32 protein-coding genes and 2 pseudogenes are annotated in these 21,523 nt (G+C 40.0%); 32 read left to right on the plus strand and 2 right to left on the minus strand.

Annotated elements, in window-relative coordinates; genetic code table 11:
* The first annotated feature begins 12 nt into the window (after window positions 1-12).
* From rpsS to rplQ, 23 genes and pseudogenes are all read left to right on the plus strand, one after another.
* Entirely contained in the window at window positions 13-288 is a 276-nt protein-coding gene (gene rpsS / locus A2003_RS13265) for a 30S ribosomal protein S19 (RefSeq protein ID WP_004641066.1), read from the plus strand.
* An 11-nt stretch (window positions 289-299) separates the two neighbouring features.
* Window positions 300-629, plus strand: a complete 330-nt coding sequence (gene rplV, locus A2003_RS13270) for a 50S ribosomal protein L22 (RefSeq protein ID WP_004683272.1) — start codon at window positions 300-302, stop codon at window positions 627-629.
* Between the two features lies 1 nt (window position 630).
* Window positions 631-1,447 (plus strand): annotated as a pseudogene (gene rpsC / locus A2003_RS13275) (30S ribosomal protein S3).
* Window positions 1,387-1,800 carry a 50S ribosomal protein L16 gene (gene rplP / locus A2003_RS13280; RefSeq protein ID WP_004641059.1) on the plus strand — a complete coding sequence of 138 codons (414 nt, stop codon included), beginning with the start codon at window positions 1,387-1,389 and terminating at the stop codon, window positions 1,798-1,800. Before rpsC ends, rplP begins: the two are co-directional and overlap by 61 nt.
* Window positions 1,800-1,997 (plus strand): 50S ribosomal protein L29, encoded by a 198-nt coding sequence (rpmC, locus tag A2003_RS13285; protein WP_004909358.1) that lies wholly within the window; start codon window positions 1,800-1,802, stop codon window positions 1,995-1,997. Before rplP ends, rpmC begins: the two co-directional genes overlap by 1 nt.
* Window positions 1,994-2,251 (plus strand): 30S ribosomal protein S17, encoded by a 258-nt coding sequence (gene rpsQ / locus A2003_RS13290; protein ID WP_004657679.1) that lies wholly within the window; start codon window positions 1,994-1,996, stop codon window positions 2,249-2,251. Before rpmC ends, rpsQ begins: the two co-directional genes overlap by 4 nt.
* A gap of 92 nt (window positions 2,252-2,343) precedes the next feature.
* The gene (gene rplN, locus A2003_RS13295; RefSeq protein WP_004657680.1) at window positions 2,344-2,712 is read left to right on the plus strand and encodes a 50S ribosomal protein L14; all 369 of its coding nucleotides are present in this window, start codon (window positions 2,344-2,346) and stop codon (window positions 2,710-2,712) included.
* A gap of 9 nt (window positions 2,713-2,721) precedes the next feature.
* Entirely contained in the window at window positions 2,722-3,039 is a 318-nt protein-coding gene (gene rplX, locus A2003_RS13300) for a 50S ribosomal protein L24 (RefSeq protein WP_004909354.1), read from the plus strand.
* A gap of 15 nt (window positions 3,040-3,054) precedes the next feature.
* On the plus strand, window positions 3,055-3,591 hold the full coding sequence (gene rplE, locus A2003_RS13305; protein ID WP_004909351.1) for a 50S ribosomal protein L5: 537 nt from the start codon (window positions 3,055-3,057) through the stop codon (window positions 3,589-3,591).
* A gap of 9 nt (window positions 3,592-3,600) precedes the next feature.
* On the plus strand, window positions 3,601-3,906 hold the full coding sequence (gene rpsN, locus A2003_RS13310; protein WP_001074624.1) for a 30S ribosomal protein S14: 306 nt from the start codon (window positions 3,601-3,603) through the stop codon (window positions 3,904-3,906).
* 11 nt (window positions 3,907-3,917) lie between these two features.
* A complete protein-coding gene (gene rpsH, locus A2003_RS13315; protein ID WP_004909347.1) occupies window positions 3,918-4,313 on the plus strand; it encodes a 30S ribosomal protein S8 in 396 nt (131 codons plus the stop codon).
* A gap of 13 nt (window positions 4,314-4,326) precedes the next feature.
* A complete protein-coding gene (rplF, locus tag A2003_RS13320; RefSeq protein WP_005403248.1) occupies window positions 4,327-4,860 on the plus strand; it encodes a 50S ribosomal protein L6 in 534 nt (177 codons plus the stop codon).
* 14 nt (window positions 4,861-4,874) lie between these two features.
* The gene (gene rplR / locus A2003_RS13325) at window positions 4,875-5,225 is read left to right on the plus strand and encodes a 50S ribosomal protein L18 (protein ID WP_004641044.1); all 351 of its coding nucleotides are present in this window, start codon (window positions 4,875-4,877) and stop codon (window positions 5,223-5,225) included.
* A gap of 2 nt (window positions 5,226-5,227) precedes the next feature.
* A complete protein-coding gene (gene rpsE / locus A2003_RS13330) occupies window positions 5,228-5,725 on the plus strand; it encodes a 30S ribosomal protein S5 (RefSeq protein ID WP_004657688.1) in 498 nt (165 codons plus the stop codon).
* A 6-nt stretch (window positions 5,726-5,731) separates the two neighbouring features.
* Window positions 5,732-5,908, plus strand: coding sequence for a 50S ribosomal protein L30 (gene rpmD, locus A2003_RS13335; protein WP_000849088.1), 177 nt, complete (start codon window positions 5,732-5,734; stop codon window positions 5,906-5,908).
* 3 nt (window positions 5,909-5,911) lie between these two features.
* Window positions 5,912-6,352 (plus strand): 50S ribosomal protein L15, encoded by a 441-nt coding sequence (gene rplO / locus A2003_RS13340; RefSeq protein WP_004909340.1) that lies wholly within the window; start codon window positions 5,912-5,914, stop codon window positions 6,350-6,352.
* A gap of 45 nt (window positions 6,353-6,397) precedes the next feature.
* A complete protein-coding gene (gene secY, locus A2003_RS13345; protein ID WP_171053828.1) occupies window positions 6,398-7,717 on the plus strand; it encodes a preprotein translocase subunit SecY in 1,320 nt (439 codons plus the stop codon).
* Between the two features lie 20 nt (window positions 7,718-7,737).
* On the plus strand, window positions 7,738-7,854 hold the full coding sequence (gene rpmJ / locus A2003_RS13350; protein WP_000867907.1) for a 50S ribosomal protein L36: 117 nt from the start codon (window positions 7,738-7,740) through the stop codon (window positions 7,852-7,854).
* 107 nt (window positions 7,855-7,961) lie between these two features.
* A complete protein-coding gene (gene rpsM / locus A2003_RS13355) occupies window positions 7,962-8,318 on the plus strand; it encodes a 30S ribosomal protein S13 (protein ID WP_000090815.1) in 357 nt (118 codons plus the stop codon).
* A gap of 19 nt (window positions 8,319-8,337) precedes the next feature.
* Window positions 8,338-8,724, plus strand: a complete 387-nt coding sequence (rpsK, locus tag A2003_RS13360; RefSeq protein ID WP_001040166.1) for a 30S ribosomal protein S11 — start codon at window positions 8,338-8,340, stop codon at window positions 8,722-8,724.
* A 12-nt stretch (window positions 8,725-8,736) separates the two neighbouring features.
* Window positions 8,737-9,363, plus strand: a complete 627-nt coding sequence (rpsD, locus tag A2003_RS13365; protein WP_004909337.1) for a 30S ribosomal protein S4 — start codon at window positions 8,737-8,739, stop codon at window positions 9,361-9,363.
* Between the two features lie 18 nt (window positions 9,364-9,381).
* Complete coding sequence (locus A2003_RS13370; RefSeq protein ID WP_004660372.1) at window positions 9,382-10,389, plus strand: DNA-directed RNA polymerase subunit alpha; 1,008 nt, start codon at window positions 9,382-9,384, stop codon at window positions 10,387-10,389.
* An 18-nt stretch (window positions 10,390-10,407) separates the two neighbouring features.
* A complete protein-coding gene (gene rplQ, locus A2003_RS13375) occupies window positions 10,408-10,773 on the plus strand; it encodes a 50S ribosomal protein L17 (protein WP_004641032.1) in 366 nt (121 codons plus the stop codon).
* Window positions 10,774-10,887: 114 nt separating this feature from the next.
* On the opposite strand, the gene A2003_RS13380 is transcribed toward rplQ, so the two are convergent.
* Window positions 10,888-11,439 (minus strand): hypothetical protein, encoded by a 552-nt coding sequence (locus tag A2003_RS13380; protein WP_112987446.1) that lies wholly within the window; start codon window positions 11,437-11,439, stop codon window positions 10,888-10,890.
* 372 nt (window positions 11,440-11,811) lie between these two features.
* On the opposite strand from A2003_RS13380, the gene A2003_RS13385 reads away from it, so the two are divergent.
* Window positions 11,812-13,302 carry a flavin-containing monooxygenase gene (locus A2003_RS13385; RefSeq protein ID WP_112987445.1) on the plus strand — a complete coding sequence of 497 codons (1,491 nt, stop codon included), beginning with the start codon at window positions 11,812-11,814 and terminating at the stop codon, window positions 13,300-13,302.
* Window positions 13,303-13,422: 120 nt separating this feature from the next.
* The gene (locus tag A2003_RS13390; RefSeq protein ID WP_112987444.1) at window positions 13,423-13,923 is read left to right on the plus strand and encodes a DUF2059 domain-containing protein; all 501 of its coding nucleotides are present in this window, start codon (window positions 13,423-13,425) and stop codon (window positions 13,921-13,923) included.
* A 47-nt stretch (window positions 13,924-13,970) separates the two neighbouring features.
* On the opposite strand, the gene A2003_RS13395 is transcribed toward A2003_RS13390, so the two are convergent.
* Window positions 13,971-15,143 (minus strand): acyl-CoA dehydrogenase family protein, encoded by a 1,173-nt coding sequence (locus tag A2003_RS13395; protein WP_004909327.1) that lies wholly within the window; start codon window positions 15,141-15,143, stop codon window positions 13,971-13,973.
* 184 nt (window positions 15,144-15,327) lie between these two features.
* Between A2003_RS13395 and A2003_RS13400 the strand changes: the two genes are divergently transcribed.
* From A2003_RS13400 to A2003_RS13430, 7 genes and pseudogenes are all read left to right on the plus strand, one after another.
* A complete protein-coding gene (locus tag A2003_RS13400) occupies window positions 15,328-15,585 on the plus strand; it encodes an FAD assembly factor SdhE (protein ID WP_004909323.1) in 258 nt (85 codons plus the stop codon).
* Window positions 15,572-15,967, plus strand: coding sequence for a hypothetical protein (locus A2003_RS13405; protein WP_129261603.1), 396 nt, complete (start codon window positions 15,572-15,574; stop codon window positions 15,965-15,967). Before A2003_RS13400 ends, A2003_RS13405 begins: the two co-directional genes overlap by 14 nt.
* A 211-nt stretch (window positions 15,968-16,178) precedes the next feature.
* On the plus strand, window positions 16,179-16,385 hold the full coding sequence (locus A2003_RS13410) for a hypothetical protein (RefSeq protein WP_171053826.1): 207 nt from the start codon (window positions 16,179-16,181) through the stop codon (window positions 16,383-16,385).
* A gap of 360 nt (window positions 16,386-16,745) precedes the next feature.
* Window positions 16,746-17,828 (plus strand): hypothetical protein, encoded by a 1,083-nt coding sequence (locus A2003_RS13415; protein WP_286687481.1) that lies wholly within the window; start codon window positions 16,746-16,748, stop codon window positions 17,826-17,828.
* A gap of 88 nt (window positions 17,829-17,916) precedes the next feature.
* On the plus strand, window positions 17,917-18,486 hold the full coding sequence (gene rrtA / locus A2003_RS13420) for a rhombosortase (RefSeq protein WP_004951830.1): 570 nt from the start codon (window positions 17,917-17,919) through the stop codon (window positions 18,484-18,486).
* Between the two features lie 153 nt (window positions 18,487-18,639).
* Entirely contained in the window at window positions 18,640-20,850 is a 2,211-nt protein-coding gene (locus tag A2003_RS13425) for a TRAP transporter large permease subunit (RefSeq protein ID WP_099948049.1), read from the plus strand.
* Window positions 20,851-21,255: 405 nt separating this feature from the next.
* Window positions 21,256-21,523 (plus strand): annotated as a pseudogene (locus A2003_RS13430) (TRAP transporter large permease subunit); the annotation flags it as partial.

Here is a 21,523-nt window from a genome sequence, read left to right on the forward strand (position 1 = left end):
GGAATCTGAATAATGCCTCGTTCATTAAAAAAAGGTCCATTCGTCGACGCACACTTGTTCGCTAAAGTTGAAGCAGCAATTGCAGCTAACAACCGTAAGCCGATCAAGACTTGGTCACGTCGTTCAATGATCCTTCCAGATTTTGTTGGTTTAACAATTTCTGTTCACAATGGTCGTAACCATGTTCCAGTAATTGTTACTGAGCATATGGTTGGTCATAAGCTTGGTGAATTCGCACCAACTCGTACCTATCGTGGTCACGGTGTTGATAAGAAGTCTAAACGTTAATAGGTGCTATGATGGAAGTAACTGCAAAATTACGCGGTGCCGCTATCTCGGCACAAAAAGCACGTTTAGTTGCTGATTTGATCCGTGGTAAATCGGTTGCGCGCGCGCTAGATATTTTGAACTTCAGCAACAAAAAAGCAGCTGTGCTTGTTAAAAAAGCGCTTGAATCTGCAATTGCAAATGCTGAACACAACAACAGCTTAGATGTTGACGATCTTAAAGTAACTACGATTTACGTTGATGAAGGTATGAGCCTTAAACGTATTTTGCCACGTGCTAAAGGCCGTGCGGATCGTATTACAAAGCGTACTTGTCACATCACCGTTAAGGTAGGGGTTTGATATGGGTCAGAAGGTTCATCCAATCGGTATCCGCCTAGGTGTTGTGAAACGCCATAACGCTAACTGGTATGCGAGTCCGAAACAATACGCTGAATACTTGCTTAAAGATCTTCAAGTTCGTGAGTTTTTAACTAAAAAACTTAAGAATGCGATGGTAAGCAATATTCTTATCGAACGTCCTACAGGCGCTGCTAAAGTAACTATTAGCACTGCTCGTCCTGGTATCGTTATCGGTAAAAAAGGCGAAGATATTGAGAAATTACAGCGCGAACTCACCAACATTATGGGTGTTCCAGCGCAAGTTAGCATCAACGAAATTGATCGCCCAGACTTAGATGCTCGTTTAGTTGCTGAAGCAATCGCTTCTCAATTAGAAAAGCGTGTAATGTTCCGTCGTGCTATGAAGCGTGCGGTTCAAAACACTATGCGTGCTGGCGCGAAAGGTATCAAAGTTGAAGTTTCTGGCCGTTTAGGTGGTGCAGAGATTGCTCGTACTGAATGGTATCGTGAAGGTCGTGTTCCTTTGCATACTCTTCGTGCTGATATCGACTATGCAACTATGCGTGCTGAAACAACTTACGGTACGATCGGTGTTAAAGTTTGGATTTTCCGTGGCGAGATCTTAGGTGGCATGAAACAAGTCATGAACCCTGCTCCTGCTGAAGAGCGTCCAGCTAAACGTGGTCGTGGTCGTGGTGAAGGTCAAGAGCGTCGTGGTCGTCGCGGTGACCGTGCTGCTGACAAGGGAGAATAATCCATGTTGCAACCTAAACGTACCAAATTCCGTAAAGTGCACAAAGGCCGTAACACTGGTCTAGCGCATCGTGGTAGTACAGTATCATTTGGTTCGATTGCGATTAAAGCGACTGAACGTGGTCGTATGACTGCGCGTCAAATCGAAGCTTGCCGTCGTACCATTAGCCGTCGTATTAAACGTGGTGGTAAAATCTTCATCCGTGTGTTCCCGGATAAACCAATTACCGAAAAACCATTAGAAGTTCGTATGGGTAAAGGTAAGGGTAGCGTGGAATACTGGGTTTGCCAGATTCAGCCAGGTAAGATCCTGTACGAAATTGAAGGTGTGAACGATGAATTAGCGCGTGAAGCTTTTGCTTTAGCTGCTGCTAAACTTCCGTTTAAAACCACTATCGTGACTCGGACGGTAATGTAATGAAAACTAAAGATCTACGTGAAAAATCGGTAGAAGAGTTGAAAGCGATGCTTGATGAGCAACAGCTTAACCAATTCCGTCTTCGTATGGCGAAAGCAACTGGTCAGTTGGGCAAATCGCACGAAGTGCAAATTGCTCGTAAGACAATTGCTCGTATCAAGACACTCCTTACCGAAAAACAGGGGAACGGACAATGAGTGAAAAAACAGTCCGCACGTTAACCGGCAAAGTCGTAAGCGACAAAATGGACAAATCTATTGTTGTGCTTATTGAACGCCGCGTTCAACACCCGTTGTATGGCAAATCAATCCGCCGTTCAACTAAATTACACGCTCATGATGAGAACAATGTTGCTAAATTAGGCGACTTGGTAACCATCAAAGAAAGCCGCCCAATTTCTAAAACTAAAGCTTGGACTTTAGTGGAAGTAGTTGAAGCTGCTGCTGAGTAATTAGACGTTCTTGTTGCATCATCGGACAATTTCGAGTACTCTTTGAGCCTTTCGAAATTGTGACCGGTGATGCTCGGTTTTGGAGTAGGGCAATGATTCAAACCGAAAGTATGCTCGACGTAGCAGACAACAGTGGTGCACGCCGCGTACAATGTATTAAAGTACTAGGTGGTTCACATCGTCGTTATGCTTCTGTTGGCGACATTATTAAAGTTACTGTAAAAGAAGCAATCCCACGCGCACGTGTTAAAAAAGGTGACGTGATGAATGCTGTAGTTGTTCGTACAAAATTCGGCATCCGTCGTCCAGATGGTTCAGTTATTCGTTTCGACGATAACGCAGCTGTTATTTTGAATAACAACAAAGCTCCGATTGCTACTCGTATCTTCGGACCAGTGACTCGTGAACTTCGTACTGAACAGTTCATGAAAATCATTTCATTGGCTCCTGAAGTTCTATAAGAGGCAATCATGGCTAAGATTAAAAAAGGCGATCAAGTAATTGTGATCGCAGGTAAAGAAAAAGGCAAACAAGGTGTTGTTTTGTCTGTTTCTGAAGATCGAGTTAAGGTCGAAGGTCTTAACTTGGTGAAGAAGCATCAAAAGCCAAACCGTGTAACAGGCGCTGAAGGCGGTATCGTTACTCAAGAGGCAACGCTTCATATCTCTAACGTGGCAATTTTTAATGCTACAACCCAAAAGGCTGACCGTGTTGGTTACCAAGTGATTGATGGCACGAAAACTCGTGTTTATAAATCAAATGGTGAATCAGTGGCGGCAGCGAAGTAATAGGTTGAAAAGGCAATGGCCAGACTTAAAGCACGTTACAATGACGAACTTAAAGCAAAGTTAAAAGAAGAACTTGGCATTAAGAATGTGATGGAAATTCCACGCATCACAAAAATCACTCTTAACATGGGTGTAGGCGCAGCTGCAACTGATAAGAAATTATTAGATGGTGCTGTTGCTGATATGCAACTCATTGCTGGTCAAAAACCAGTTGTGACACTTGCTCGTAAATCAATCGCTGGTTTCAAAATCCGTGATGGTTGGCCAATTGGTTGTAAAGTTACTTTACGTGGCGACCAAATGTACGAATTCTTGGACCGTTTGATCTCTATCGCGATTCCTCGTATCCGTGACTTCCGTGGTTTTTCTTCAAAATCATTTGATGGTCGTGGTAACTACTCTATGGGTTTAAAAGAGCAAATCGTTTTCCCTGAAATCGATTTTGACAAGATTGATCGTATTCGTGGTTTAGATATCACAATTACGACAACTGCTCGTAGCGATGACGAAGGCCGTGCGCTTATGCGTGCATTCGGCTTCCCGTTCAAATAAGAGGTCGATATGGCTAAGAAAGGTATGATTAATCGCGAATTGAAACGCGAAAAGACAGTTGCTAAATACGCTGCAAAACGTGCTGAATTAAAAGCAACGATTGCAAATGTAAACGCAAGTGACGAAGAACGTTTCGAAGCGATGTTAAAGTTACAAGCATTGCCACGTAATGCATCTCCAGTACGTCTTCGTAACCGCTGTGGTTTAACTGGTCGTCCTCATGGTTACTTCCGTAAGTTCGGTTTAAGCCGTAACAAATTACGTGACACAGTAATGCAGGGTGATGTACCAGGCGTTGTTAAGGCAAGCTGGTAAGGAGCGACTAAATGAGTATGCAAGATACCGTTGCCGACATGTTAACACGTGTTCGTAACGCACAAATGGCGAAGAAACAAGTTGTTTCTATGCCTTCTTCTAAGTTGAAAGTTGCAATTGCAAACGTACTTCAACAAGAAGGTTATATTTCAAATGTAGAAGTTGCTCAAGAAGATGCAAAATCTACTTTGACTATTACGCTAAAATATTTCGAAGGCAAACCAGTTATCGAAACGGTTAAGCGCGTAAGCCGTCCAGGTCTACGTCAATACCGTGGTAAAGATAAACTTCCTAGCGTTAAGCAAGGTTTGGGTATTGCAATTGTTTCTACAAGCAAAGGCATCATGACTGATCGCGCTGCACGTGCTGCGGGTGTTGGTGGTGAAGTTATTGCTTTTGTTTCTTAATAGGTGATTCCTCATGTCTCGTGTGGCTAAAGCCCCAGTAACTGTACCTAATGGTGTAACAGTTACTCAGAACGGCCGGCAGGTCGAAGTGAAAGGCAGCAAAGGTACATTGTCTTTCAACCTGCATGCGCTGGTCGAGCTAAAACAGGAAGAAGGTAAACTTCAACTTGCTCCAGTAAAAGAATCGAAAGATGCTTGGATGCAAGCTGGTACTGCTCGCGCTGTATTGAACAACCTTGTAAAAGGTGTTAGTGAAGGCTTCGAACGTAAACTACAACTTGTTGGTGTAGGTTACAAAGCTGCTGTTAAAGGTAGTGTTGTTAACCTAGCATTAGGTTATTCACACCCGATTGACTACGCTTTACCTGAAGGTGTAACAGCGGAAACTCCAACTGCAACTGAAATCATTTTGAAATCAGCAAACAAGCAGTTGTTAGGTCAAGTGGCAGCGGAAATCCGTGCATACCGTTCTCCTGAACCATATAAAGGTAAAGGTGTTCGTTATTCGGATGAAGTTATTCTTCGTAAAGAAGCTAAGAAGAAATAAGGCGCGAGGTTCTTATGAACGAAAAGAAACAAACCCGTTTGCGTCGTGCGAAAAGCACACGCTTGCACATCCGTGCATTGGGTGCGACTCGTTTGTGTGTAAACCGCACTCCGCGTCACATCTATGCTCAGGTTATTTCAGCAGATGGTGGCAAAGTTTTAGCGCAAGCTTCAACTTTAGATGCATCTTTACGTAGTGGTACTACTGGTAACGTTGAAGCGGCTACTAAAGTAGGTGCTTTGATCGCAGAACGTGCTAAAGCAGCTGGTGTTACTAAAGTTGCATTTGACCGTTCTGGTTTTAAATATCATGGTCGTATCAAAGCCTTGGCTGATGCTGCTCGTGAAGGCGGCTTGGAGTTCTAATCATGGCGAAAGTTGAACAAAACGAAGGTCTCGTTGAAAAGCTGGTTGCCGTTGATCGTGTAGCCAAGGTTGTTAAAGGTGGTCGTATCTTCTCTTTCACAGCATTAACTGTTGTGGGCGATGGTAATGGTCGTGTAGGTTTTGGTCGTGGTAAAGCACGTGAAGTTCCAGCTGCTATTTCTAAAGCACTTGAAGCTGCTCGTCGCAACATGATTACTGTAGACCTTGCTGGTACTACTTTACAACACCCTGTGAATGCTCGTCATGGTGCAAGCCGTGTATACATGCAACCTGCTTCTGAAGGTACTGGCGTAATTGCTGGTGGTGCTATGCGTGCCGTTTTAGAAGCTGCAGGTGTACATAACGTACTTGCTAAATGTTATGGCTCTACTAATGCTGCTAACGTAGTAAACGCAACTTTCAAAGGTTTGCGTGATATGACTTCTCCTGAGAAAGTCGCTGCGAAACGTGGTCTTTCAGTAGAACAAATTCAAGGGTAATCAATCATGAAAACGATTAAAGTTACCCAGACTAAATCTTCTTCGCATCGTTTAAAAAATCATAAACTTTGCCTACAAGGTCTAGGTCTGCGTCGTATTGGTCATACTGTAGAAGTGCAAGATACGCCTTCTAACCGTGGTATGATCAACAAAGTTTACTATATGGTTAGTGTAGAGGAATAAGCCATGACTCTGCGTTTAAATGAACTTTCACCTGCTGAAGGTGCAAAGCGTGAACACCGTCGTTTAGGCCGTGGTATCGGTTCTGGCGTTGGTAAAACTGGTGGTCGTGGTATCAAGGGTCAAAACTCACGTAAAAGTGGTGGTACTCGTCCAGGCTTTGAAGGCGGTCAAACTGCGTTATATCGTCGTTTACCTAAATTCGGTTTCACTAGCCAAATCGCTTTGAAAACTGCTGAAGTGCGTTTGTCTGAGTTGAATAAAGTGGAAGGCGACATCGTTAGCCTTGAAACTTTAAAAGCTGCGAATGTTGTTCGTCGTGACCAGATTCGTGCTCGCATCGTGCTTTCTGGTGAAATCACTCGCGCGTTCACTGTACAAGGTGTTGCGTTGACTAAAGGCGCTAAAGCTGCTGTTGAAGCTGCTGGCGGTAAAGTCGAGGAGTAATCTCGAGTGTCTATGACTCCTAGTTCTACTGGTCATGTTAACATGATGAAAGGCCAGCCATTTCATGTGAAATATCGTGAAATTATCCGCCGATTAATGTTTTTAATTGGCGCGTTATTGGTCTTTCGACTAGGAGCGCATATTCCGTTGCCGGGTATTGATAATGTAGCGCTGGCACGTTTTTTTAAAGCTAATGAAGGTACCTTCTTAGGTTTATTTAACATGTTTTCTGGCGGTGCATTAGAACGCATGTCGATTCTAGCGTTAGGTATCATGCCGTATATTTCTGCTTCGATTATCGTGCAGTTAATGTCGACAGTGATCCCTTCGTTAGAGGCTTTGAAAAAAGAAGGCGAGCAAGGCAAACGCAAGATTAATCAATATACACGTTACGGAACTTTATTCCTTGCACTAGTGCAAGGGGTGGGGATGTGTGCTGGTCTCATTAGTCAGGGTATTACTTTGACTTCGGGATTGGCATTTTATGTTCCAGCGGTAACTTCATTGGTTGCTGGAACAATGTTCTTGATGTGGTTAGGGGAGCAAATTACTGAACGTGGTGTCGGTAATGGTATCTCAATGATCATTTTCGCAGGTATTGTGGCAGGCTTACCAAACTTGGTAATTCAGTCATTTACAACAGTACAAAATGGTCAAGGTAGTTTAATTGGTTTAGCTGTATTTGGATTATTATCTTTAGCAGTTTTAGCTGCGATTGTGTTTATTGAAAAAGCACAACGTCGTATTCCAGTGAACTATGCTCAAAAACAGCAAGGGCGTCGTGTATTTACTGCACAGCAAACACATTTGCCATTGAAAATTAATATGGCAGGTGTAATCCCAGCAATTTTCGCAAGCTCATTGTTATTATTTCCAGCGAGTTTGGGGCAATGGCTAGGTAGTGCTGATCCTAATGCAGGGATTATTAAGCGTAGTCTGCAAGACTTGGCATTGGTGTTATCGCCTGGACAGCCGTTATATTTAATGCTCTTTGGTGCGTTAATTATTTTCTTCTGTTATTTCTATACCGCGCTTGTTTTTAGCCCGAAAGAAGTTTCAGAGAATTTGAAACGTAGCGGAGCGTATGTGCCTGGTATCCGCCCAGGTGAGCAAACGGCTCGTTATTTAGATCATATCCTTAATCGTTTGACGTTTATTGGTGCAATCTACATCACCGTTGTGTGCTTAATGCCGATGGTTTTACAAAGTTCATTTGGTATTCCATTCCATTTGGGTGGAACATCATTGCTTATTGTAGTTGTTGTAGTGATGGATTTTATGGCGCAACTTCAAGCGCATCTAACTTCGCATCAATATGATAATCAAACGTTAATGAGAAAAACGACTGCTCATCCTCAGGGATAAGCGCACTTAGAGGTTTCATCATGAAAGTACAAGCTTCTGTAAAGAAAATCTGTGGTAGCTGTAAAGTTATCCGTCGTAATGGGGTTATTCGCGTGATTTGTAGCGCAGAACCTCGTCATAAGCAGCGTCAAGGTTAATTTAATTAAGACCTGTTGATTTCAGTAGGCTAATTAGGTTATTATCCGCCCCTCAAGATTTTTGTGGGGCGGTTGATTATCTTGACTGCCTTTTTGGAGAAAATTGAATGGCTCGTATTGCCGGTGTAAACATTCCGGATAACAAGCATGCTGTTATCTCTCTCACGTATATTTTTGGTATCGGCCGCCACACTGCTAAGAATATCTTAGCTGCTGTAGGTATCACTGAGACTACAAAAATTCGTGAATTAGATGATGCTCAGCTTGATGCGATTCGTGCAGAAGTTGCTAAGGTTCCGACCGAAGGTGATTTACGTCGCGAAATTTCCATGAACATTAAACGTTTAATGGATTTAGGCTGCTACCGCGGTCTTCGTCATCGTCGCAGCTTGCCTGTTCGCGGACAACGCACCAAAACTAACGCACGTACCCGTAAAGGTCCGCGCAAACCGATTAAAAAGTAAGATTTCTGGAAGCTAAAAGATGGCTAAAGATACTCGCACACGCAAGAAGGTCACTCGTACCGTCTCTGAAGGTGTTGCACACATTCACGCGTCTTTTAATAACACCATTGTAACGATTACCGATCGTCAAGGTAATGCATTGGCTTGGGCTACCTCAGGTGGACAAGGCTTCCGTGGTTCACGTAAATCAACTCCGTTCGCTGCTCAGGTAGCTGCTGAAGTTGCTGGTAAAGCAGCTTTAGATTACGGTTTGAAAAACCTAGACGTCCTTGTAAAAGGTCCTGGTCCAGGTCGTGAGTCTGCGGTTCGTGCATTAGGCGCAGTGGGTTATAAGATTAACAGCATTACCGATGTGACTCCAATTCCTCACAACGGTTGCCGTCCACCTAAAAAACGTCGCGTGTAAGGAGAAACATTCATGGCTCGTTATATTGGTCCAAAATGCAAACTCTCTCGCCGCGAAGGGACAGACCTGCAACTTAAATCTGGCGTTAAACCATTTGACGTCAAAACAAAAAAAGCTAACAAAGCACCTGGTCAACATGGTCAGGCACGCGGTGGAAAGCAATCTGAGTACTCACTACAATTACGTGAAAAACAAAAAGTACGTCGTATGTACGGTGTGTTAGAGCGTCAATTTAGTAATTACTATAAAGAAGCAGCTCGTGTTAAAGGCGCAACAGGTGAAAACTTGTTGAAATTGCTTGAAAGCCGTCTTGATAACGTAGTTTATCGCATGGGTTTTGGTTCTACACGTGCAGAAGCTCGTCAGTTAGTAAGTCACCGTTCTATTACTTTAAATGGTCGTCGTGTAAACATTGCGTCTATTCAAGTTAAAGCGGGCGATGTAATTGCAGTGCATGAAGGCGCTAAACAACAATTGCGTATTAAAAACGCGATTGAATTAGCTGCTCAACGTGGTATCCCTGCTTGGATGGAAGTTGACCATTCTAAGTTAGAAGGTACGTTCAAAGCTGCTCCAGATCGTTCTGATTTACCTGCTGAAATCAACGAAAGCTTGATTGTAGAATTGTATTCTAAATAATCCTTGAGGTAGCAATAAATGACGCGTACTGCAAACGAGTTTCTAACTCCGCAAGCGATCAAGGTCGAAGCGGTGAGCGGGACCTCGGCAAAAGTGATTCTGGAACCTTTAGAGCGTGGCTTTGGTCATACTCTAGGTAATGCTTTACGTCGCATTCTATTGTCTTCTTTACCTGGCGCTGCTGTGGTTGAAGTAGAAATAGAAGGTGTCGAGCACGAGTACAGTACTTTAGAAGGCTTGCAGCAGGACATCGTCGAGCTCTTGCTGAACCTAAAAGGATTGTCTATTAAACTGTTCGATCAAAACGAAGCATATTTAACATTAGAGAAACAAGGTGCAGGTGACGTAACAGCAGCTGATCTTCGTTTACCTCATAATGTTGAAGTGGTTAACCCTGATCATTTAATTGGTACTTTGAGTTCTAGCGGTTCATTAAAAATGCGCCTTAAAGTTGCTCAAGGTCGTGGCTACGAAACTTCTGATTCACGCTTCCCAGAAGGCGAAACTCGCCCTGTAGGTCGTTTACAATTAGATGCTTCATATAGCCCGATTAAACGTGTTTCTTATACCGTTGAAAATGCGCGTGTAGAACAACGTACTGATCTTGACAAGCTAGTGATCGATCTTGAAACAAACGGTACTGTTGATCCAGAAGAAGCAATCCGCAAAGCGGCAACAATCTTGCAACAACAAATTGCAATTTTTGTTGATCTTCAGAAAGATCAAACTCCAGTTGCTCAAGAACCTCGCGAAGAAGTTGATCCAATTTTGCTTCGTCCAGTAGATGATCTCGAGCTAACTGTTCGTTCTGCTAACTGTTTGAAGGCAGAAAATATTTACTACATTGGTGATCTTGTTCAACGTACCGAAGTTGAGTTGTTAAAAACTCCTAACTTAGGTAAAAAATCGTTAACTGAGATCAAAGATGTTTTGGCATCGAAAGGTTTACAACTCGGCATGCGTTTAGAGAACTGGCCACCTGCTAGTCTCCGTATGGATGACCGTTTTGCCTATCGTAGCCGTTAATTAAGTAGGACTATCACCATGCGTCATCGTAATAGTGGTGTGAAATTAGGCCGTACAAGCAGCCACCGTAAGGCGTTGTTCCAAAACTTAACAAATGCTTTAGTTGAGCATGAGTTAATTAAAACAACTTTGCCTAAAGCGAAAGAACTTCGCCGCGTTGCTGAGCCTTTAATCACTTTAGCTAAAAACGATACAGTAGCAAACCGTCGTTTAGCGTTTGCTCGTACTCGTTCTGCAGCAACTGTTGGTAAATTATTTACCGTTCTTGGCCCTCGTTACAAAGAGCGTAACGGCGGTTATCTACGTGTTCTTAAAGCGGGCTTCCGTGCAGGTGATGCTGCACCGATGGCTTACGTTGAACTCGTTGACCGTGAAGTAAAATAATACTTCTACGTGTAGAACAGTCAGTTGTTCCAAAAAAGGTCGGTGTAATAACCGACCTTTTTTATTGTTTAAGGTTAAGGACATTGTATTCAAATGTATTGATGGAGCATTAAGTTAAGCAATTATTTTTAAATTATTCCTTTCAATTGGCGGCAAGTAGATCAAGAAACCTTGAATAATTTGGTCTGAATATTCTTCTGAGTACGCTATTCTGTAGTTTGTTTCTATCTCAACAGGAATAATTTCTCCAGCCAGGCTACTATCTTCCGTATATTCAAGATAATGTCTATCACCTTCAAAATGAAAGTTATATTGTATTTTGACTGAATCTAACAGATCTCCTATTCCTAACAAACCTAATAATTTTCCTTGATATCCTTCGCCTACATAGATGAATTCTAGTCTATTTGTATCTGCATTGAATGTTAGCGTAATGCTTTTATTCCAATAACAACATATTTCACTAATAGGATGTCCACTTGGCTGTACTAAATTTCGGTGTAAAACTAGCCATTTATTTTGCTCATAAGATAAGTTGTCTGATTCTTCATAATCATGAATGATTTGAAAATCTGAAACTGCTTTAAAGGTGTTGAAATTTAACCCTAATGCAATTCCTGCAGCAGATTGAGCTGGTATAATTTCAGCAAATAAATTCGGAATCAATGGTACACACTCTTCACGGTTTGTTTATAGGATTATTCGTTTTCAAAACAAGGTATATGAATTATTTAAGGTTCCTATTTACATTAAAATTTCATTATAAATTGCCTCTACATTTGATGTCCTTAATCTATTTTATGTTCTATAAATATTAATTAGTTAAATTAATTTTTTTGTAATAAAGTAAGGATGTATTCTTAATTTCCAGTTTCAGAAATTAGCAAATCCAAGCAAAAATCTCAGGATTTTTTACCCTCTTTTTTTTCAAAATGTCCCGAACTGATATAAAAAAACCTATGAATGACTAAACTTGACATTGTGTATTGTCAAATTTGTGCTTTAATAAAGACATGGTTTATACAGGGTATAAAAAAAATGGAAAAGCAAGTTGATGTATTAATTATTGGTGCAGGTATCTCTGGGATTGGGTTAGCTGTGCATCTTTCTAAGAACTGTCCGCAACGCCAATTTGAAATTTTAGAGCGTCGTGATAGCTTTGGTGGGACTTGGGATTTATTCCGTTATCCTGGTATTCGTTCTGATTCAGACATGTCTACTTTTGGTTTTAACTTTAAACCATGGGCAAAAGAAAAAGTTTTAGCAAGCGGTTCTGAAATTAAAGGTTATTTAGGTGAAGTCATCTCTGAAAATAAATTAAAAGAGAAAATTCACTTTGGTCATCGTGTACTTTCTGCAAACTATGATTCTGCTAAGAAAAAGTGGTTGGTTGAAATTGAAGACAACAACAAGAAGAAGCAGACTTGGTCAGCTAATTTTGTGATGGGATGTACTGGTTACTATAATTATGACCAAGGTTATGCACCACAATTCCAAGATCAAGATAAATTTAAAGGGCAATTTATCCATCCACAACACTGGCCTGAGAATTTAGATTATAAAGGCAAAAAAGTTGTAATTATCGGTAGTGGTGCAACTGCAATTACACTTGTTCCTTCAATGGTAAAAGGTGGGGCAGGTCATGTAACCATGTTGCAACGTTCTCCAACTTATATCGCAACAGTGCCTTCAATTGACTTTATTTATGAAAAGACACGTCGATTCATGTCTGAAGAAACAGCATATAAATTTACTCGTGCTCGTAACATTGGCATGCAGCGTGCAATTTATGCATTAGCACAAAAGCATCCTAAAACTGTTCGTCGTTTGCTGTTGAAAGGAATCGAGTTGCAGTTAAAAGGTAAAGTGGATATGAAACACTTTACTCCAAGCTATAACCCATGGGATCAGCGTTTGTGTGTCGTTCCTGATGGTGATTTATTCAAAGCTTTACGCGAAGGTCAAGCAAGTATTGAAACAGATCAAATTGAAAAATTCACCGCAAATGGTATTCAGTTAAAATCTGGTAAACACTTAGAAGCAGATATTGTGATCTCAGCAACTGGTTTAGAGATCCAAATCTTGGGTGGTGTACAAGGTTCAATCGATGGTAAGCCACTTAATACCTCTAAACACATGTTGTATCAAGGTGTGATGGTGAGTGATGTGCCGAATATGGCAATGATTATTGGTTATATCAATGCTTCTTGGACATTAAAAGTTGATATCGCAGCTGATTATATTTGCCGCTTGATTAATCATATGGATAAGAATGGCTATGATGAAGTGATTGCTCATGCTGACCCAAGTCAGTTTGAACAGGATACCATTATGGGTAAATTGTCTTCTGGTTATATCGCACGTGCAGCTGATGTTATGCCAAAACAAGGTAAGCAAGCGCCTTGGAAAATTACCAATAACTATCTTGCAGATCGTAAAGATCTAAAAGATGCTAAGTTTAACGATGGCGTATTGCAATTCCATAAACGTGGTGAGCAAGCGGATCGTAAGCCTAAATTAGTTTCATAAATTTTTTGTTTGATAAAAAACCTATGTTAATACATAGGTTTTTTTATTTCTAAATTTTAATTTCTGTTAAGAATTCGAGTATATTGATTCAAAATTTAAATAACGATCAAGGAAGAAATCATGAGGATAGGCTTGCTTTTAATAACTTTAATGTTAAGCACAGCGACTTTTGCAGAAGATATTAAAAAGAAAGAGACCGTTGCACAGAAGCTCGTATCAATGGACGGAACTGAACAAGGTTTACAGAACACTGATAAAATGATTATCGAGCAAATTCGTATGCGACTGCCTAAAGATATTCCTGAGCAGTTTTATGTTGATTTGAGCAAGAATTTGAATAGCGAAAAACGAAAGCAGTTTATCGTTCAACGTTATGTGGAAACTTTTAATCAAAAAGAATTAGAAGCAGCGTTGAAATTCTATGAATCCGCTGAGGGAAAGGCTTGGGCGAAGAAAGCAAGTGGTATTGGTGGCGAGATTGCTCATTTCACAACACAAGATGCTCGAGCAGCACTGAATACTACGATGCAACAACATGCTGATCATGCCACAATAAAGAAAATCATGATGCGTATGAATGCTCAAGATGCACAACACACAGAAAAAACACAACAGAAGTGATTTAAAAAGGGATAGCATTATCGATAGTGCTATCCCTTTAGATCTTATTATAGGGTGCGAGAAATCAGCTCTTTCATGATTTCATTGGTTCCAGCATAAATACGGTTTGCACGGTTGTCGATGTAGGCACGTGCGATTGGGTATTCAAGCATATAACCGTATCCGCCATGCAATTGTAAGCATTCATCTACAACTTTAGAGAACATATCAGAAATTTTGTATTTGGCAGCCGCAGCAGCATCGACACCTAGACTTTCTTCTAACTGTAATTCCATGCAACGATCTAAATAGGTACGACAGAAATCAATTTCAGTTCTTAGTTCAGCTAGTTTAAAGCGAGTATTTTGGAAAGTCCCAATTGGTTTTCCAAATGCTTTACGGTCCTTAGTATATTGAACTGTATGTGCAAAAGCTGCTTCAGCACCTGCTTGGCAAATAATCGCAACTAACATACGTTCCCATGCTAATTCTTTCATGAGCATGATAAAGCCCATGCCTTCCATACCTAGTAAATTTTCTTTTGGTACGCGGACGTTGTCAAAGAAGAGTTCGCATGTATCTTGTCCTTTCATACCAATTTTGTTTAAAGGTTTACCTTTACTAAAACCTGCACGATCTGCTTCGACAATAATTAATGAAAGATTGGCTGAACCTTTGTCGCTGTTACCTGTTTTACAAACTACAATTGCCATGTCGCAAAGATAGCCATTGGTAATGAAAATTTTAGAACCATTGATAACGTATTCATCACCATCAAGTACAGCCGTTGTACGAACAGCTTGCAAATCTGAACCTGTGCCTGGTTCTGTCATAGCAATAGCTGTAACCGTTTCGCCTGATGCCATTTTTGGCAACCATTTTTGCTTCTGATCTTCATTACCAAAATTATTAATGTAATTAGCAACGATATCTGAATGTAAAGAAAAACCTGTGCTTGAATCCATCGCATATGCTTGTTCTTCTATCAGAATCATACTGTAGAGTCGATCAACACCTGAGCCACCATATTCTTCAGGCATCGTTGTGCATAACAAACCTAGCGCACCAGCTTTGTTCCATAAATCGCGATCTACGTGCTGCTGTTTCTCATACTTTTCGATATTGGGAACAACTTCTTTTTCGTAGAACTTACGAACAGTTTCACGGAATGCTTCATGGTCTGGAGTAAAAAGTTTACGTGGAAGCATGTTTGGAATTGGACGAATGGCACCTGATTGCATTTGTTATTTTTTCCCTAGTTCATTGGATTAAATGATCATCATGAAGATACAAGAAAGCTGAATTATTCAACAATGTGATCAATGCTCATTTTGATTGATGTATTTGGTCACCTTATAAAAATCTATGCGCAGATAAAACTGGATCAGGTACACTATGCTGTCTTTGTTGCAAGTGGAATAAGTAATGTCTGATGAAATGACACTGGAAGAGCGCAAGGTGATTTATCGTGCACGTCGTGGGTTAAAAGAAATTGATGTGTACTTTGACCCTTATGTTAAACAATATTATTTGACTGCAGACCCAACAGAAAAAGCATTATTTGCAGAGTTGGTGGATCAAGAAGATCCTGATTTGTTGGATTGGTTCATGGAGGTGGGTGAGCCACCACGTGAAGAGTTAAAAGCGTTTATTTTAAAATTAAAAAAATATGTACACGGCTAAACGTATTTTTGAGCTGCAATCTAGTCGATTTTCGCTAGGATTGCAGCTGTTTTGTTTTTTGGGTATCAATATCCTACTTTATCAATTATTGTCAGCTTTTTTATGGTTAGTGTGCTTGTTGATTATGGGATGGGCGGGCTGGTCGGCATTAAACAAGCCGAAAATAAATCAAATTGAGTATCTCTGTGACGATGATTGGTCGATTCGTTTTGATGGAGTAGAGCTTAATATCGAGCAAGGAAAATTACTCAAAATTATTGATCATCATTTATATATTGTGCTGCATTTTTCTAATATTGAATCAAAAACATGTGTGATTTGGTGGGATCAATTGTCTTTAAATCAATGGAAAATGCTTAAATTACTCTCAAAACTTGCATAATTGTTAGACAAGTCTACATTTGTATAATTTAATTAATTTAATATAAATCATTTAGATAGTGTTTTTTTACTCAACTTTAAAAACAATTGTTAGATTAAATACTCTAAAAAATAATGAAAATGATGATTGTCAGACAATCTGAGCATCAAGATCGCTACCTTTTCGCTAAAGTACAAACACCAACGTAAAGTGTGGTGGAGGTCCTAAAATGATGGAAATTCCAACATGGTCGTTTCTGGTGATTGCAATCGTTTTTGCAATTGTAATAGGAAGAGCAGGAACTTTACTCAGGGAACTTCTTGAATCACATCAACGTAATGTTGCAGTGACCAAGAGAAAGAGATTGAAGGTGTCATCAATATATCACAATCCCGTGAATGCTGATGTCGAACGTCGATCTAGTATCTATCAAAAGTAGATACAAAAAGTGTAGGAGGTCTCTATGGAGATTTCAATGTGGATGTTTCTAGTAATTGCAGTCGTTATGGCGATTGTTATAGGAAGAGCTGGAACATTACTCAAGGATTATTTGCAACAAAACTAAAATATAAAAGAGTTTCACGTTTTAACCAGTTAATAAGTAGCATGTGCTGAACCGTCGCAATGCTACTTTTTTTTGCCTGAAATTTTTAGATCTTCAATTCTCTGTCAATTCTCTTTTCTGTGACTTGTGTCAAAATGTCCACGTTAAAATTAGAGCAATTACTCTTTAATTCAAGTATTGCATCTGATAAGGTACATCTAAAAGGAAAAACAAATTAATTAGAGGACAGGAAGAATGTCTAAACTCCAAAAAATGGGACAGGGTGTGGCGGTTGCTTTGGTTACAACTTCAATGTTATCAGGGTGTTCATATGTCATTAAAACTGGTGCAAATGTCGCGTTAGGATTCAGTGAAAAACATATCGTACCACCAATTTTAGCAATGGAAGATGCTGAAATGGTATGTAATTCAGGAAATGCATTAACTCCTGCAATTATGTCAACCAAAGATATGGGTGCCGACCCGACTCGAATGGCTGTTTTATTGTATACTGCCGCGGGTATTTGTGCCGAAAATCAAGCGCTTGAGGCTGAATTACGTTATTTGCGTGCTTCTAAAGCGGGTCAAGTGACTGAAGCTCAAGATGCTCGTATTGAGCAAAAACGTTGGGCTGGTATTGCAGCAGAACGTCAATATGCAAGCTACAAGCTTTTCGCAAATCGTTGGGAAACTAAATATAAGTATAAATTAGGCGATTCATGTCCAACTATGCGTAATGATTTAGATCAAACCGTATATTTATTGGGTATGGTGAATGGTCTACAAGCGATGACCAATGATATTAACTCTGGTGGTGCAATCAATGTACCGAAAGATATTGCGGGTATTGTAGAACGTGGTATGGCATGTCTAGATAATGAAAAGTTCTGGGGCGCTCCAATGGCGACTCGTGCTGTGATTTGGACATTATTACCAGGTGCTGGTGATGGTAAACCTGAACCTTATGCAACGATGAAAGAATCGATGCAAATTGGTGAGAAAAAAGGTGTTCGCTTAGCACATGCACTTTATGCTGTTGCTGCACAAGCAAGTGGTGATGATGCAAAACTTAGAGATGCATTCCGTTCATATGCTGCTGCAACAGGGGAAGATAAACCTGCAAACCCTCAATTTAGATTAATTGACAAAATGGCAGGTCTAATGGTTCGTGGAATTGCGGATCGTTACTGGACAGAAAATACTGGCATACGTGCTACCGATGAAGGTCTATCAACATTCTGGGATGATAAACAAGAAAGTTCTTCAGAATTAGATGAGCTATTTGATGGTGGTGGGGATGGGGCGTCTGCTCCTGCAGAAGAGACCCCAGCTCAGTAACCTAGATTAAACGACCTTTTACATTATTTAAGTACATTACTGATTAATGTTGAATGTAAAAGGTTCGTTTTAAAAGAGGGGTACGTAAATGAAAGATCAAATATGGATACGGAAAGTCATATTGATCGCAGTATGTATTTCGATCTCTGCAAGTCTGCAAGTTTTTGCTGATCATTTCATCTATTGGAAGCCTAGTGTACTGGTCGAAGTCTGGCGTTTATGGACAGCCCATTGGGTACATGTTGGATGGATGCATTTCTTTTTGAATATGCTTGCATTTGCTTGCTTACCTTTTATTTTTCCACATGCGCGTAATAGACATCTAGTTTGGTTGTTATTACTGTTACCACCATTTATCAGCCTCATTTTTTATTTTTACTTTCCTTATATTGAAGCTTATGCAGGTTTGTCAGGCGTATTGCATGGTCTTTATACAGCGGTAAGTTTGGTTTATCTAAAATATCCAAAGGAAAGAACATTCGCAATTTTAGTTTTAGTGCTCATATTTGCCAAACTTGTTTGGGAAAATACCTTTGGTCAAACAGGTACAGCACAATTAATAGGAAGTCCTGTACTAACAGAAGCACATTTGATTGGAGCAATTGGAGGTGTATTTTGTGGACTTGGTTATTTGCTATTAAAAAGGATTAAGAAATAAAAACATTAAGTCACTTTCATACAAACTTATCAACAACTTAGACGGTTTAAATAGGGATTGGTTATCAAGAGGGTGTTATTTCTCTATCAACCATATACATCGCATGATTCAACATCTTTGGATGGATGTTGGGAACAATAAAGTGGAATAGACATGCAACATGATCAAGAGAAAAAATCTGGATTAGGTCTGCTCAGCCATATATGGACAGAGTGGATTTCGACCTTTGTCATACTTTTCTTGCTTCTAATGACATTGGTTATTGGAACAGGTGAGATGATTCATGGTCAGCTTTTACGTATGGGGGAGCGCCTTTATGGTGATCCTGATACAGGAATGCAATATTCATTTCTACGTGCTGAACCAGAGAAACCAACCTGTGACAGAAATCCAAATATAGATGCACAAGTTCAAGAGCAGATGAAAATCAATGCTGCTGATGAGTTTGCGAGTATGTTTGGTGTGGCTTCTGAGGCAGATGTTCGAGCTTCGCTGATAGCGGCTCAGCAACAATGTGATGAGAAATACCAATTCTATGATAAGGCAATGAAGCATATCGAAGCCAATCCTGGTGTTCGTACTTATCGTAAAATTGAAACTAGTTTCTTTGGTATCTTTAAATTTGGTACAGAGAACCGTGCGTTATTCCTCGTTATTATGGTTGTATTTGCTGCAATCAGTGCATCATTAAAGACACATCATATTGGTTTACGTAGTCCTGCCACCAAGATTGATTATCGTGTTTATAGTATTGCAATGTTGCTGGGTAATGCTTTACTTACTTCATCTGTGATTAGCCAATATAAATCGGTCATGAATTCAGGTGTTCCAATCACCCCTGAAATGAATGTGATTTATTGGTTATGGATGATTTTGTTTGGTGTGCTGACACTTATCAGCTTATTCCAACTGATAAAATCTCCAACCCCAACTCGTGAAGGTGGAAGTGTTGGTTTAGCTTTCCTTAGCGTTCCTTTGTATGCCTATATGGCGATTATCACCGGGGTTGCATTTACTTTCTTCATGGACTATCCAATGGGGCAAGGTATTTATCTGGGGCAGTTGGTTGAATTTTCTAATATTTTCTTGAATCTAGCATTGTTTATTTGGGCAGGTATGTTGCTTAAGCAAACACGTATTGTTGATTTATTCCTCAATATCTTGCGTCCATGGAATTTGGCTCCAGAGACTCTAACGTGGTTAATCCTGATTGCAGCAGCATTACCAACAGCTTATACAGGTGCATCTGGTATTTTCGTTATCGCTGCGGGTGCGATTATTTATAAAGAAGTGTGGAATGCGGGTGGACGCCGTCAGTTTGCTTTAGCAGCAACGGCGCTGTCGGGTTCAATGGGTGTAGTTCTACGTCCATGTTTATTGATCGTAGTAGTCGCTTCACTGAACAAAGAAGTGACAACTGATTTGCTTTATAAATACGGGATGTACACATTCCTATTGACCTCAACATTATTCTTGATAATTGCCTTAATCTTTGCAGAACAAAAATTCCGCATTGCACCATTTAAAGTTGCATTGCCTAAATCATTGCGTGCATTCGTACCTGTATCACCATATATCGTGATCTTTGTTTTGATTTGGTTATTCTACAAACATGCATTAGCAACTGATCTCAATGAATTTACTGCACCTGTAATGATGCCTGTGATTTTATTGATGATGGTATTGTTTGATAAGTTACGTAAAGAACCTGCACCGTTGGCGCCTGTTGGTCATTGGGACAGTACTTTGAATAGCTACACATTGCCTGCGGATGGTAGTCAACCTGCACCAAAAATTAATCCAGAAGATGATCCACGCAAACCAGAGCGTAACATCTCATTTGCTAAAGCATTGCATGCTTCTTCAAGTGAAACTGTAGGGCATATAGGTGCACTTGTGATTCTAATGGCACTTTCAGTGAGTGTTGGTGGTTTTCTTGAGCAAATTCATATCATGGAAACATTCCCGCAAAACATTAATAGTCTATTTGTGGTGATTACGCTGATTGTATTATTGATGATCTTCGTAGGTATGATCATGGATCCATTTGGTGCTGTGATTCTCATCACGGCTACAGTCGCACCTGTTGCATATCAATATGGTATTGATCCTGTTCATTTCTGGATGATTGCGCTTATTGGTTTTGAGTTGGGTTATGTCACACCTCCAGTTGCGTTAAACCATCTCTTGGCTCGACAATCGATTGGTGATGCGGAAGTGGCTGAAGCAGATGCAGAAGTGCGTCATTTGTCTTTCTACTATCGATATGAACGTTGGATATTGCCTTTATTGGTGATGGTACCTGCAATCTTAATTATTGCTTACGTTCCATATTTCTTTAAATTGTTTGGTTGGTATAACTAAATTAACAATAAAAAAAGCACCTTCGGGTGCTTTTTTTATTTCTCGAAATAGCTCATCAATTTTCTCTAAATAAGAAATTTGAATAAATTTAAGATAGTTAATCGTTTTAAATATTTTTGTGAAATATTTTGCAAATCCAAGTAAAGCAGTATGCTTTAATACCATTTAAGTGGTTTTTTATTTAATATACTTGCAAGAGTTAAAATTATTCATTGTTTACATTGATAAAAAAAACTCACAAAAAAGTGATTGCAGTCATTATTTTTTAGAAAAGTTTGCTGCAAATTTAGGCGGTTTAAAAAGGGATTGGTTCCGAAGTGGGTAATTCATTTATCTATCAACCAAGGACAACGCATGATTCAACATCTTTGGATGGATGTTGAGAAAAAATAAACTGGAATACACATGCAAAATGATCAAGACAAAAAGTCTGGATTAGCTCGTTTGGGTTATATCTGGAATGATTGGATATCTACATTTATCATTCTTGCTTTGTTGCTAATGACTTTGCTTATTGGTACTGGCGAAATGATTCACGGTCAGATGCTCCGTATGGGTGAGCGTCTTTACGGTGATCAAACTACAGGAATGCAGTACTCGTATTTACGAGCTGAACCTGAAAAACCTTCTTGTGATCGACATCCTGACATCGAAGCACAAGTTCAAGCGCAAA

It is taken from the genome of Acinetobacter sp. GWC1_38_13 (assembly GCF_001767535.1).
In the GTDB taxonomy this organism is placed as follows: domain Bacteria; phylum Pseudomonadota; class Gammaproteobacteria; order Pseudomonadales; family Moraxellaceae; genus Acinetobacter; species Acinetobacter junii.

Bases quoted from the DNA above. Each gene is read 5' to 3' on its own strand.
- rpsS (WP_004641066.1), top strand. From the start codon at position 13: ATGCCTCGTTCATTAAAAAAAGGTCCATTCGTCGACGCACACTTGTTC.
- rplV (WP_004683272.1), top strand. From the start codon at position 300: ATGGAAGTAACTGCAAAATTACGCGGTGCCGCTATCTCGGCACAAAAA.
- rplP (WP_004641059.1), top strand. From the start codon at position 1,387: ATGTTGCAACCTAAACGTACCAAATTCCGTAAAGTGCACAAAGGCCGT.
- rpmC (WP_004909358.1), top strand. From the start codon at position 1,800: ATGAAAACTAAAGATCTACGTGAAAAATCGGTAGAAGAGTTGAAAGCG.
- rpsQ (WP_004657679.1), top strand. From the start codon at position 1,994: ATGAGTGAAAAAACAGTCCGCACGTTAACCGGCAAAGTCGTAAGCGAC.
- rplN (WP_004657680.1), top strand. From the start codon at position 2,344: ATGATTCAAACCGAAAGTATGCTCGACGTAGCAGACAACAGTGGTGCA.
- rplX (WP_004909354.1), top strand. From the start codon at position 2,722: ATGGCTAAGATTAAAAAAGGCGATCAAGTAATTGTGATCGCAGGTAAA.
- rplE (WP_004909351.1), top strand. From the start codon at position 3,055: ATGGCCAGACTTAAAGCACGTTACAATGACGAACTTAAAGCAAAGTTA.
- rpsN (WP_001074624.1), top strand. From the start codon at position 3,601: ATGGCTAAGAAAGGTATGATTAATCGCGAATTGAAACGCGAAAAGACA.
- rpsH (WP_004909347.1), top strand. From the start codon at position 3,918: ATGAGTATGCAAGATACCGTTGCCGACATGTTAACACGTGTTCGTAAC.
- rplF (WP_005403248.1), top strand. From the start codon at position 4,327: ATGTCTCGTGTGGCTAAAGCCCCAGTAACTGTACCTAATGGTGTAACA.
- rplR (WP_004641044.1), top strand. From the start codon at position 4,875: ATGAACGAAAAGAAACAAACCCGTTTGCGTCGTGCGAAAAGCACACGC.
- rpsE (WP_004657688.1), top strand. From the start codon at position 5,228: ATGGCGAAAGTTGAACAAAACGAAGGTCTCGTTGAAAAGCTGGTTGCC.
- rpmD (WP_000849088.1), top strand. From the start codon at position 5,732: ATGAAAACGATTAAAGTTACCCAGACTAAATCTTCTTCGCATCGTTTA.
- rplO (WP_004909340.1), top strand. From the start codon at position 5,912: ATGACTCTGCGTTTAAATGAACTTTCACCTGCTGAAGGTGCAAAGCGT.
- secY (WP_171053828.1), top strand. From the start codon at position 6,398: ATGAAAGGCCAGCCATTTCATGTGAAATATCGTGAAATTATCCGCCGA.
- rpmJ (WP_000867907.1), top strand. From the start codon at position 7,738: ATGAAAGTACAAGCTTCTGTAAAGAAAATCTGTGGTAGCTGTAAAGTT.
- rpsM (WP_000090815.1), top strand. From the start codon at position 7,962: ATGGCTCGTATTGCCGGTGTAAACATTCCGGATAACAAGCATGCTGTT.
- rpsK (WP_001040166.1), top strand. From the start codon at position 8,338: ATGGCTAAAGATACTCGCACACGCAAGAAGGTCACTCGTACCGTCTCT.
- rpsD (WP_004909337.1), top strand. From the start codon at position 8,737: ATGGCTCGTTATATTGGTCCAAAATGCAAACTCTCTCGCCGCGAAGGG.
- A2003_RS13370 (WP_004660372.1), top strand. From the start codon at position 9,382: ATGACGCGTACTGCAAACGAGTTTCTAACTCCGCAAGCGATCAAGGTC.
- rplQ (WP_004641032.1), top strand. From the start codon at position 10,408: ATGCGTCATCGTAATAGTGGTGTGAAATTAGGCCGTACAAGCAGCCAC.
- A2003_RS13385 (WP_112987445.1), top strand. From the start codon at position 11,812: ATGGAAAAGCAAGTTGATGTATTAATTATTGGTGCAGGTATCTCTGGG.
- A2003_RS13390 (WP_112987444.1), top strand. From the start codon at position 13,423: ATGAGGATAGGCTTGCTTTTAATAACTTTAATGTTAAGCACAGCGACT.
- A2003_RS13395 (WP_004909327.1), bottom strand. From the start codon at position 15,143: ATGCAATCAGGTGCCATTCGTCCAATTCCAAACATGCTTCCACGTAAA.
- A2003_RS13400 (WP_004909323.1), top strand. From the start codon at position 15,328: ATGTCTGATGAAATGACACTGGAAGAGCGCAAGGTGATTTATCGTGCA.
- A2003_RS13405 (WP_129261603.1), top strand. From the start codon at position 15,572: ATGTACACGGCTAAACGTATTTTTGAGCTGCAATCTAGTCGATTTTCG.
- A2003_RS13410 (WP_171053826.1), top strand. From the start codon at position 16,179: ATGGAAATTCCAACATGGTCGTTTCTGGTGATTGCAATCGTTTTTGCA.
- A2003_RS13415 (WP_286687481.1), top strand. From the start codon at position 16,746: ATGTCTAAACTCCAAAAAATGGGACAGGGTGTGGCGGTTGCTTTGGTT.
- rrtA (WP_004951830.1), top strand. From the start codon at position 17,917: ATGAAAGATCAAATATGGATACGGAAAGTCATATTGATCGCAGTATGT.
- A2003_RS13425 (WP_099948049.1), top strand. From the start codon at position 18,640: ATGCAACATGATCAAGAGAAAAAATCTGGATTAGGTCTGCTCAGCCAT.